Origin of the sequence: Leclercia sp. 119287, assembly GCF_009734485.1 — a bacterium.
GTDB classification, from domain to species: Bacteria; Pseudomonadota; Gammaproteobacteria; order Enterobacterales; family Enterobacteriaceae; genus Enterobacter; species Enterobacter adecarboxylatus_C.
Genome location: NZ_CP046445.1, coordinates 279,212 through 290,535, shown reverse-complemented (window position 1 = coordinate 290,535; position 11,324 = coordinate 279,212). Strand labels below are relative to the sequence as shown.

Genomic DNA, 11,324 nt, shown 5'->3' with positions numbered 1-11,324 from the left:
TGAGGATAGCCCCTTATTCTTTTATTAGCAAGGAGTAAAGGGCATGACGCCATTAAAAACCGTGCCAGGCATAATATTAATTATTTGCCTGACCATAGTGATATTCGCCTTTATTAATCGCGGCACGTTATGCGAACTGACAATAAAGAGCGAGCAGCTTGAAGTGGCGGCTAAATTAGCCTGCGCAGCAGGTTAACGTCAGCGGGCGGGGAAACCCGCCCGGCTTGTGGGGAGTGGAGGTCTTAACGCACCCATTTTTTTCTTCTCATCCCGCGCTTATACTGCCCGTTATCTACCCCTACGAAAATAACGCATGAAACCTCTTTATCTGTTGTTGATCCTTTTTTCTTCCCTGGTTTGCGCCGAGGAGATTGGCGGCCAGTACCTGAAGCAGGCTGAGGCCGGCGACAGCCGGGCGCAGTACTATCTTGCCGAAACCTATTACAGCTCGGGTGATGATAAGCAGGCCGAAACCTGGGCCGAAAAAGCGGCGAAAAACGGCGATATCGATGCTATGGCGCTGCTGTCACAAATCAAGTTTAAGCACGGCGATTTAGCCCAGGCAAAAGGGCTGGCGCAGCAGGCCACGGTGGCGGGCAGCTCGCCGGGTGCGGTGATGCTGGCACGTTTGCTGGTCAATACCCGGGCCGGAAAAACTGACTACCCGCAGGCGCTGAGCTTACTGCACAAAGTCGCAGAGAATACCGAGGATGATGCCGCGGTCGATGCCCGGCAGCTGCTGGGGCTGATCTACGCCAACGGCGTGGAGGTGGCGCAGGATGATGTCCAGGCCGCACAGTGGTTTAAGCAGAGCTCCACCCTCTCGCGTACAGGCTATGCGGAGTACTGGGCGGGTCAGGTATTTCAGCAGGGCGAGGACGGGTTTATCACCCCGAATAAACAGAAGGCGCTGTACTGGTTTAATCTGAGCTGTAGCGAAGGTTTTGATACCGGCTGCGAAGAGTTTGATGCGTTAAGCGGGGAGTAAACGCCCGCCGACGGGAGCGAGCGGTCTGCGTGCCGGGGGCGCTTCGCTTGCCCGGCCTACAGGACCGTAGGCCGGGCAATGTACTTTACTGGTCAGCGGTTTTATCAAAACGACCCAGCACATCGCGTTCATACGCCAGGGCTTTCTTACGGTCGAACTGATGTTCCCACTTGGCAATCACCAGCACCGCCAGCGCATTACCGACCACGTTCAGCGCGGTACGCGCCATGTCGAGAATACGGTCAACACCGGCGATAAACGCCAGCCCTTCCAGCGGAATACCCACGCTTCCCAGGGTCGCCAGCAGCACCACGAAGGAGACGCCCGGCACGCCGGCAATCCCTTTTGAGGTCACCATCAGGGTCAGCACCAGCACGATCTCCTGCCACAGGGAGAGGTCGATACCGTAGAGCTGGGCAATAAAGATCGCGGCGATGCTCTGGTACAGCGTAGAGCCGTCGAGGTTGAACGAGTAACCGGTCGGCACCACGAAGCTGGTGATCGACGCAGGCGCCCCATAGGCTTCCATCTTCTCAATAATACGCGGCAGCACGCTCTCGGAGCTGGCAGTGGAGTACGCCAGAATCAGCTCGTCTTTCAGGATGCGGATCAGGATCCAGATGCTCAGGCCACACATCCGCGCCACCAGCCCCAGCACCACCAGAGCGAAGAACAGGATCGCGAAGTGCACCAGCAGCACCAGCTTCGCCAGCGGCCACAGGGAAGCAAAACCGAAGTTCGCTACCGTCACCGAGATCAGCGCGAACACCCCTACCGGCGCATAGCGCATCACCATGTGGGTCACTTTGAACATGGTTTCAGAGATGGAGCGGAACACGGTCACCAGCGGCTGGCGGTGAGTGGACGGCAGTGACGCCAGGCCCAGACCAAACAGCACCGAGAAGAAGATGATCGGCAGCATTTCGCCCTTCGCCATCGATGCCACGATATTGGTCGGCACCAGCGAGAGGATGGTCCCCATCAGGCCATGAGAATGGCTTTGCACATCCGCGGTCGTGCTTTGGTATTTCGAAATATCCACCGTCGCCAGCTGCGACATATCAATGCCCGCGCCAGGCTGGAACACATTCGCCAGCGTGATGCCGAGAACGATCGCCACCGTAGTGATCACTTCGAAATAAAGGATGGTTTTTGCACCGATGCGGCCCAGCTGCTTCGCGTCACCCACCCCGGCAATCCCTACCACCAGCGTCGAGATGACAATCGGCACCACAATCATTTTGATCAGATGGATAAAGATATCACCGGCAGGCGACAGTAAATTCGCGATCAGCCATTCGCGGCTGTCACTGTGATAATGCAGATAACTACCCAGCAAGATACCCAGCACAAGGGCCAGCAAAATTTGCCAGGCCAGGCTGACTTTCAAATTTTTCATGACAAGAAACTTCCTCAATGAAGTGTTCGTACTCGTAAAACGATGGGGACGACACATACTGAAAGGGTATGAATTGTGTTGCGTTCATTTATGGGGTTTTTTAACGCGCGGTATCAGTACCATTTGCACGGCATGCTACGCAAGCCTTTAAGAACGAGGCATTTGACTGACAAAAGGCGTTATCACGCTAATTTGTATTAGTCATGATAAATAACCTTTTGTTATAAAAACGCTTTTTTACGCAGTAATGCAAATAATCATTTCAGGCAATTATTTTTTTTCAAAGTGTCATTTGCTCATTTTTTATACTCTCTAATTTTTGCGTGATCTGTCGCCCAAATAGTAAACAAAGCTGGCAAAGCCCCTACAATTAACGTTTTTGCGACATATTATTAACATTCTACAAGGAGAACAAAAACCATGAGCCAGGTCCATAAACACGACATTCCCGCAAATATTGCGGACCGCTGCCTGATTAACCCGGAGCAGTACCAGGAGAAGTACCAGCTGTCTATTACTGACCCTGACGCCTTCTGGGGCGAGCAGGGCAAAATCCTTGACTGGATGACCCCGTATCAGACGGTCAAGAACACCTCTTTTGCCCCCGGCAACGTCTCTATTAAATGGTATGAAGACGGCACGCTGAACCTTGCCGCCAACTGCCTGGATCGTCACCTCGCCGATCGCGGCGACCAGACGGCAATCATCTGGGAGGGCGACGACGCGACCCAGAGCAAAAATATCACCTACCGCGAACTGCACCGCGATGTCTGCCGCTTTGCCAACGTGCTGCTGGCCCAGGGCATCAAAAAAGGCGACGTCGTGGCTATCTATATGCCGATGGTGCCGGAAGCGGCCGTGGCGATGCTGGCCTGCGCCCGCATCGGGGCCGTGCACTCCGTTATCTTCGGCGGCTTTTCGCCGGAAGCGGTGGCCGGACGCATCATCGACTCCAGCTCAAAGCTGGTGATCACCGCCGACGAAGGCGTGCGTGCTGGTCGTGCCGTTCCGCTGAAAAAGAACGCCGACGACGCGCTGAAAAACCCGAATGTGAACAGCGTCAACAGCGTGATTGTGCTGAAGCGCACCGGCAATGCCATTGAATGGCATGAGGGCCGCGACCTGTGGTGGAGCGACCTGATTGAGCAGGCCAGCGACCAGCATCAGCCGGAAGCGATGAACGCGGAAGATCCGCTGTTTATCCTTTATACCTCCGGCTCCACCGGCAAGCCAAAGGGCGTGCTGCACACCACCGGCGGCTATCTGGTCTATGCGGCCACAACCTTCAAATATGTCTTTGATTATCATCAGGGCGATATCTACTGGTGCACCGCCGACGTGGGCTGGGTCACCGGTCACAGCTACCTGCTGTACGGCCCGCTGGCCTGCGGCGCCACCACCCTGATGTTCGAAGGCGTACCTAACTGGCCGACCCCGGCGCGTATGAGCCAGGTGGTGGACAAACATCAGGTCAATATTCTCTACACCGCCCCTACCGCCATCCGCGCCCTGATGGCCGAAGGCGACAAGGCGATTGAAGGGACCGACCGCTCCTCCCTGCGCATCCTCGGATCCGTGGGCGAGCCGATCAACCCGGAAGCCTGGGAATGGTACTGGAAGAAGATCGGTAACGAGAAGTGCCCGGTGGTCGACACCTGGTGGCAGACCGAAACCGGCGGGTTCATGATCACCCCGCTGCCGGGCGCTACCCAGCTGAAAGCCGGCTCTGCCACCCGTCCGTTCTTCGGCGTCCAGCCTGCGCTGGTGGATAACGAAGGCAACCCGCTGGAAGGGGCCACCGAGGGCAACCTGGTAATCGTCGACTCCTGGCCGGGTCAGGCGCGTACCCTGTTTGGCGATCACGACCGCTTCGAGCAGACCTACTTCTCCACCTTCAAAAACATGTACTTCAGCGGCGACGGCGCGCGTCGTGATGAAGATGGTTACTACTGGATCACCGGCCGCGTGGACGACGTGCTGAACGTCTCCGGGCATCGACTGGGGACCGCCGAGATTGAATCAGCGCTGGTGTCGCATCCGAAAATCGCCGAAGCGGCGGTGGTCGGTATTCCGCACAGCATCAAGGGCCAGGCGATCTACGCCTACGTCACCCTGAACCATGGCGAAGAGCCGTCGCCGGAGCTGTATACCGAGGTACGCAACTGGGTGCGGAAAGAGATCGGCCCGCTTGCCACCCCGGATGTGCTGCACTGGACCGACTCGCTGCCGAAAACCCGCTCCGGCAAGATCATGCGTCGTATTCTGCGCAAGATTGCCGCGGGGGATACCAGCAACTTAGGCGATACCTCAACGCTCGCCGATCCTGGCGTGGTGGACAAACTGCTCGAAGAGAAGCAGGCCATCGCCATGCCATCGTAACGCCACACCCTCACCCTAACCCTCTCCCTTAAAGGGAGAGGGAATAAAAACAACCCCTCCCCCTACAATACGTCTGGAGACTCTGTGATGAATGATAATATTTGTCAGCAGATAGAGAATAGTGCGCACTACAGGGAGCTCGTCGATAAGCGGCAACGGTTTGCCTTCACTTTATCTATCATCATGTTAATCATTTATGTCGGCTTTATTCTGCTGATTGCTTTTGCCCCACACTGGCTGGGCACACCGCTGCACGCCGGGACCAGCGTCACCCGCGGTATCCCTATTGGGATCGGGGTGATCGTCATTTCGTTTGTGCTGACCGCCGTGTACGTCATTCGTGCTAACGGTGAGTTCGACCGTCTGAATAAAGCCGTTCTGCGTGAGGTAAAAGCATCATGAAGAGAGTTCTGACGGCGCTCGCCGCCACCCTCCCCTTTGCGGCAAATGCCGCCGATGCCATTACCGGCGCAGTTGAACGCCAGCCAACCAACTGGCAGGCGATCGTGATGTTCCTGATCTTCGTGGTGCTGACGCTGTATATCACCTACTGGGCCTCGAAACGCGTGCGCTCCCGTAATGATTACTACACCGCAGGCGGCAACATCACCGGTTTCCAGAACGGCCTGGCGATCGCGGGCGACTTTATGTCGGCGGCCTCCTTCCTCGGGATCTCCGCGCTGGTGTACACCTCAGGCTACGACGGGCTGATCTACTCCCTCGGCTTCCTCGTCGGCTGGCCGATTATTCTGTTCCTGATCGCCGAACGTCTGCGTAACCTCGGACGCTATACCTTTGCCGACGTGGCCTCCTATCGCCTGAAGCAGGGGCCGATCCGTACCCTCTCCGCCTGCGGCTCGCTGGTGGTGGTGGCCCTGTACCTGATCGCCCAGATGGTGGGTGCCGGTAAACTCATCCAGCTGCTGTTTGGCCTGAACTACCATATCGCGGTGGTGCTGGTGGGCGTGCTGATGGTGATGTATGTCCTGTTTGGCGGCATGCTTGCCACCACCTGGGTGCAGATCATCAAAGCCGTACTGCTGCTGTTCGGTGCCAGCTTTATGGCCTTTATGGTAATGAAGCACGTCGGTTTCAGCTTCAACAACCTGTTCAGCGAAGCGATGGCGGTCCACCCGAAAGGGGAAGCGATCATGAGCCCGGGCGGGCTGGTGAAAGATCCGATCTCGGCGCTGTCGTTAGGCCTGGGCCTGATGTTTGGTACCGCCGGTCTGCCGCATATCCTGATGCGTTTCTTCACGGTGTCAGATGCGCGCGAAGCGCGTAAGAGCGTGCTCTACGCCACCGGCTTTATGGGTTACTTCTACATCCTGACCTTTATCATCGGCTTTGGCGCCATCATGCTGGTAGGCGCAAACCCGGCGTTTAAAGACGCGGCGGGCGCGCTGATTGGCGGCAACAACATGGCGGCGGTGCATCTGGCTGACGCGGTGGGTGGCAACCTGTTCCTCGGCTTTATCTCCGCCGTGGCCTTCGCCACTATCCTGGCGGTGGTCGCAGGCCTGACGCTGGCCGGTGCCTCTGCGGTCTCCCATGACCTCTATGCCAACGTCTGGCGTAAAGGCGCCTCCGAGCGCGAGGAGCTGAAAGTCTCCAAAATCACGGTGCTGGTGCTGGGCGTGGTGGCGATCCTGCTGGGTATTCTGTTCGAGAACCAGAACATCGCCTTTATGGTGGGGCTGGCCTTCTCGATTGCCGCAAGCTGTAACTTCCCGATCATTCTGCTCTCCATGTACTGGTCAAAACTGACCACCCGTGGGGCGATGATTGGCGGCTGGCTGGGCCTGCTCACCGCGGTGATCCTGATGATCCTCGGCCCAACCATCTGGGTGCAGATCCTCGGCCACGAAAAAGCCATCTTCCCGTACGAATATCCGGCGCTGTTCTCCATCGCCGTGGCGTTCATTGGGATCTGGTTCTTCTCAGCCACGGATAACTCGGCGGAAGGGAACCTGGAGCGTGAGAAGTTCCGCGCCCAGTTTATCCGTTCCCAAACCGGCCTGGGTGTTGAACAGGGCCGCGCGCACTAAAATCCCCTCCCCGGCCGCTGGTCGGGGATCACATTTTTTTCCCCTTCAGGTGACGTTTATCACGTCACCAAAACAGAAAAAGCCGATGCGCATCACAGGCTTTATCTGCGATCCGCAAAGGCCATCACACTTTTCCCGATTTCACGCCAATCCACGGCTTTCCCTCTGCCCCCCGTACAGACAATCCCCCTTCCAGTTTTTATGCTTTAGTCACAGCGACTCGCTCAGGCTTCTGGCAAAGCGCTCCAGCCGCGCCGGGCTCAGCAGTAGCGGCAGGAATAGCGGGCCGCTGGCGGGCGGGTCCACCAGCCAGCGATCCAGGGTATCGGCGTAGTGAAGCAGCCGTTGCTGATGCTTCTGCAGGGTATCAGCAGGCAGGCTGTTCGCACCGTAATGGTCGAGCCAGAGCACGTCGGTCACGGCGGCAGCCACGTGGGAGAACATCTGGCTGTAGATCTCCGCGCTGCGCCAGGCAGCCAGCAGGATCGCCAGCGTGTCGTCCGGGCAGGTAATACGCGGCATCAGCTCACGCAGGTTTTGCAGCGTGCGGGATGCGAGGAAGCAGGCGGCCTCTTTCTCCAGCGCCATCCGCTCCCGCTGCTCTTTGCCAAGCTCGGGATCGTCGGTGGGCATCAGCGGCTGCCAGGCGTGCAGCCAGTTGGCGCTGCGGGTGTCCATATGCAGCAGCTGTTGCGCCTGAGCGATGCTCTCCGGGATCTGGCTCTGATAGTGCAGCCGTCGCCCGAGGAGGTTCGGCGTTTTACACAGCCAGTCGTAGCTGGCATGCACGATGGCCGAGAGCTGATGCTTGTCCTGTAGGGAGCGAAAGCCGAGCTGATGATGTTCCGCCCAGCGATCGAAGGTGGCGGGCAGCGCTGCGTCGGCGGCCTGGTTGGCGGCGGTAAGGCCGAACAGGTTGATGGCGTTGGCGGAGTCCATCACCCGGCTGTCGGGTAGCCACTGCCAGCTCACGCGGGAGGTAATAGCTTCAATTTCGTTTTCAGCGACGCTGAGCGCCCAGCTTAAGCGGCCGCTGATCTCATCGGCCAGATAGCACGGCAGCGCGGTCCAGCCGTAGCCGGTGCCAAAGAGGTCGTACTCGATCCACTTTTTATGCCCCGGCAGGGTGGCGATGTGCGGATGGTTGGCAAAGCCGGGGTGGTAATCCAGCTCGGTGGCTTTTACCGAGGCGCGCACGTCGTCCGGGAGCGTCGCCAGAATGTTAGCGAGCTGCTGGCGCGGCCAGCTGTTATCAATAAAGTCGCGCAGGATGAGCTTTTTGCCCCGGGCGCGCAGCAGGCTCCAGACATCATGCAGGCTTTGCTGCCAGCGGGCGGTCTGAAAGTCCGGCGTCGTCAGGCTGAGAATAAGCCCGCTGAGATGGGGCAAGGCGTGTAATAGCGGATGCAATATCGCGGCATAAAAATGGTGCCAGAAATCCGGCGCGCTTTTTTCGTCGAACGTCAGTTCCGGAAATTTACGCTTAATAATGTCGTCATTGGGCGCGGCTTCACCCTGAAGCCAGAACGACAGATTATTTTCCGCCAGATAGCGATCGACGCGGATTAAATATTGCAGGGCGTAATGTTGCTGATGAATAAGGTTCTCGACGTTGAGCTTCTGGCTTAACGGCGAGGGCGTCGCAAGTACCGAAAGCAGTTCCTGTTGGTGCAGGATGATCCCAGTGAAACCGTGCTGCTTCGCGCTTTTTACTCCCTGAATAAACCAGGGCCAGTGCCAGATAAAAGTGCTGTTCAGCTCCATCAGCTGATGTGGAATACGTTTCATTGCGTCACCTTGCTGATATTTATTTTGCTACTTTAGCTGAGGATGCCATGAAAAAATATGCTCTGGTCGGGACCGGTGGGCGTGCCGGTTTATATATTTCCGCCATCGGGGGGGCCTGGCGGGAAAATGCCAGAATGGTCGCGTTCTGCGATACCAATACCACGCGCATGCACTATGCCAATCAGCTCTTAAAAAACGAAGGGGCGGCGCCGGTTTCCACCTGGCAGGCGACGCAGTTTGAAGAGATGATCCGCGAAACACGCCCCGATGTGGTTATCGTCACCACCATGGATCGTACCCATGACGACTACATCGTTCGCGCCCTGCACGCCGGCTGCGATGTAATCACCGAAAAGCCGATGACCATCGATGAACAGCGCGCCCTGCGCATTCTCGACGCCATCGAAGAGACCGGTCGCAGCGTGCGCGTGGCCTTCAACTACCGCTACGCCCCGCACCACAGCAAGGTGCGCGAGCTGCTGATGCAGGGGACGATTGGCAAGGTCACTTCGGTGCACTTCGAATGGCTGCTCAACACCGAACATGGCGCAGACTACTTCCGCCGCTGGCACCGGGAAAAACGCAACAGCGGCGGCCTGCTGGTGCATAAATCCACTCACCATTTTGACCTGATGAACTTCTGGCTGGACAGCTACCCGGAGCGCGTTTACGCCGAAGGCAGCCTGCAGTTCTACGGCAGGGAGAACGCGGAGAAGCGCGGCGTGACGCACTTCTACCCCCGCGCCCACGGCTTCGCCGAGGCGAAAGCGGATCCCTTTGCCCTGCAGATGGCGGAGAACGCCCAGCTTAAAGCGCTCTATCTCGACGCCGAACACGAAGATAACTACTTCCGCGACCAGAGCGTGTTCAGCGACGGCATCACCATTGAAGACACGATGTCGGTGCTGGTGAAGTATCAGAACCAGGTCCAGCTCACTTACTCCCTCAACGCCTACCTGCCGTGGGAAGGGCTGAACGTGGTCTTTAACGGCACCGAAGGCCGGCTGGAGATGAAGATCGTCGAGAAGTCCTACGTTAACGCCGGGGGCGAGCGCGAAAACGAGGGCAGCCTCGAGCAGTGCGATCTCGCCGTCTTCCCGATGTTTGCCGAACCCTGGAAAGCAACGTTCAGCCTCGGCGAAGGGGGCCACGGCGGCGGCGACAACGCCATGCTGGCCGACCTGTTTGGTACGCCGGGCCACGACCCGCTACAGCGTGCGGCGGACCACCGTGCCGGGGCGATGTCGATCCTCACCGGGATTGCGGGCAACATCTCCATGCAGCAGCAGCGTCCGGTCAACTTTAAGGAGTTTGAGCTGGTTTCCCGTCTGACGAAACGCTAAAGGCATGGGGAAGGCGCGGCAGGAGACCGCGCCGGAGCCACTGGTCAGTATTGTGCCGTTACTCACCTGTTTAATAATAAAAAATCCGGAGATAAATAATGAATAAACTCCTGTCAGGTGTCATCGCATCGCTGTTATTTTCCTGTACCTCTACATGGGCGCAACCCGTTGAATTACGTATGTCGTGGTGGGGTGGCAACAGCCGCCACCAGGCCACGCTGAAGGCGCTCGACGCCTTCGAAAAAGCACATCCGGATATTAAGGTGAAGCCCGAATACACCGGCTGGGACGGGCATCTTTCGCGCCTGACCACCCAGATGGCGAGCGGCACCGAGCCGGATGTGATGCAGACCAACTGGCCGTGGCTCATCATCTTTTCCAAAAACGGCGAAGGTTATTACGATCTCGACAAGCTGAAAGCGGAGCTGGATTTAAGCCAGTACCAGGCCCAGGATCTGCAATCCACCACCATCAAAGGCAAGCTCAACGGCCTGCCGATCTCGGTCAATGCCCCGGTCTTTTACTACAACGACGTAACCTGGCAGAAAGCCGGGCTGGCGTACCCGAAAACCTGGGATGACTTTTTTGCCGCCGGGAAAGTGTTCCAGCAGAAGCTCGGCAACAGCTACTACCCCTACGCGATGGTCGATCAGGACGTCATCCTGCTGCTCAATGCCTGGATGATGCAGACCCACCATAAGCCGATGTTCAACAGCGATGGTACCTTCGCCTGGAACGACGCCCAGTGGGAGGAGGCCTTCAGCTTTGTGAAGCGCCTGAGCGACGACCATGTTCTCCCGTCGCCAAAGACCCTCTCCTCCTACGGCAAAGGCAATCTCTATGAGATGAAGCCGTGGATTAATGGCGAATGGGGCGGCCTGTTCACCTGGAACATCACCATCCGCATGTTTGCCAACAACATGACGCCGCCGGCAAAGCTGGTGCTGGGCGACTATGTAATGCACCCCGGGACGGAAGAATCAGGTGTGTACTTCAAAACGGCGCAGATGCTGTCGGTGGCGAAATCAACGAAGCATCCAAAAGAGGCGGCGATCCTGGTCAACTACCTGCTCAACGATCCGCAGTCGGTTGAAGCCCTGGGGCTGGAGCGCGGCATTCCGCTCAACAAGGCGGCGGAGGCGCAGCTTATGGAGAAAGGGGTAATTGACCCGCAGGATCCGGTCATTGCCGGGCTGCGCCAGGCGCAGGCGCTGCACACCACGGTTGTCGCCACGCCCTATATTGAGGACTTGCAGGTAATCGACAGGTTTACCTCGGCGCGGGAAAAGCTGGAGCAGGGGCAAACGCCCGCTCAGGTCGCGGCGGATTTCCGCCAGCAGGTGGAGCGGATTGTACGGCGTGTGAACCGTTAGCATTGT

9 protein-coding genes are annotated in these 11,324 nt (G+C 57.8%); 7 read left to right on the top strand and 2 right to left on the bottom strand.

Annotation, left to right across the window (positions count from 1 at the left end):
- Window positions 1-43: 43 nt before the first annotated feature.
- Both GNG27_RS01340 and GNG27_RS01335 read left to right on the top strand, forming a co-directional pair.
- On the top strand, window positions 44-196 hold the full coding sequence (locus tag GNG27_RS01340) for a Hok/Gef family protein (protein WP_142487874.1): 153 nt from the start codon (window positions 44-46) through the stop codon (window positions 194-196).
- Between the two features lie 117 nt (window positions 197-313).
- Window positions 314-988: a tetratricopeptide repeat protein gene (locus GNG27_RS01335; protein ID WP_142487873.1), complete on the top strand. Its 675-nt coding sequence runs from the start codon at window positions 314-316 to the stop codon at window positions 986-988.
- Window positions 989-1,073: 85 nt separating this feature from the next.
- On the opposite strand, the gene gltP is transcribed toward GNG27_RS01335, so the two are convergent.
- Window positions 1,074-2,387, bottom strand: a complete 1,314-nt coding sequence (gltP, locus tag GNG27_RS01330) for a glutamate/aspartate:proton symporter GltP (RefSeq protein ID WP_142487872.1) — start codon at window positions 2,385-2,387, stop codon at window positions 1,074-1,076.
- Window positions 2,388-2,807: 420 nt separating this feature from the next.
- Between gltP and acs the strand changes: the two genes are divergently transcribed.
- The 3 genes from acs to actP all read left to right on the top strand — a co-directional run bounded on the left by acs (window position 2,808) and on the right by actP (window position 6,814).
- Window positions 2,808-4,766, top strand: a complete 1,959-nt coding sequence (gene acs, locus GNG27_RS01325) for an acetate--CoA ligase (RefSeq protein WP_156262702.1) — start codon at window positions 2,808-2,810, stop codon at window positions 4,764-4,766.
- Between the two features lie 87 nt (window positions 4,767-4,853).
- A complete protein-coding gene (locus tag GNG27_RS01320) occupies window positions 4,854-5,168 on the top strand; it encodes a DUF485 domain-containing protein (RefSeq protein WP_142487870.1) in 315 nt (104 codons plus the stop codon).
- Window positions 5,165-6,814 (top strand): cation/acetate symporter ActP, encoded by a 1,650-nt coding sequence (actP, locus tag GNG27_RS01315; RefSeq protein WP_142487869.1) that lies wholly within the window; start codon window positions 5,165-5,167, stop codon window positions 6,812-6,814. Before GNG27_RS01320 ends, actP begins: the two co-directional genes overlap by 4 nt.
- 210 nt (window positions 6,815-7,024) lie before the next feature.
- On the opposite strand, the gene GNG27_RS01310 is transcribed toward actP, so the two are convergent.
- The gene (locus tag GNG27_RS01310) at window positions 7,025-8,602 is read right to left on the bottom strand and encodes a hypothetical protein (protein ID WP_156262701.1); all 1,578 of its coding nucleotides are present in this window, start codon (window positions 8,600-8,602) and stop codon (window positions 7,025-7,027) included.
- Between the two features lie 47 nt (window positions 8,603-8,649).
- Here GNG27_RS01310 and GNG27_RS01305 point away from each other — a divergent pair, with 47 nt between their 5' ends.
- Together GNG27_RS01305 and GNG27_RS01300 are read left to right on the top strand one after the other, a co-directional pair.
- Complete coding sequence (locus GNG27_RS01305; protein ID WP_156262700.1) at window positions 8,650-9,945, top strand: Gfo/Idh/MocA family protein; 1,296 nt, start codon at window positions 8,650-8,652, stop codon at window positions 9,943-9,945.
- A 95-nt stretch (window positions 9,946-10,040) separates the two neighbouring features.
- Window positions 10,041-11,318, top strand: coding sequence for an ABC transporter substrate-binding protein (locus tag GNG27_RS01300; protein ID WP_231600450.1), 1,278 nt, complete (start codon window positions 10,041-10,043; stop codon window positions 11,316-11,318).
- Window positions 11,319-11,324: the final 6 nt, after the last annotated feature.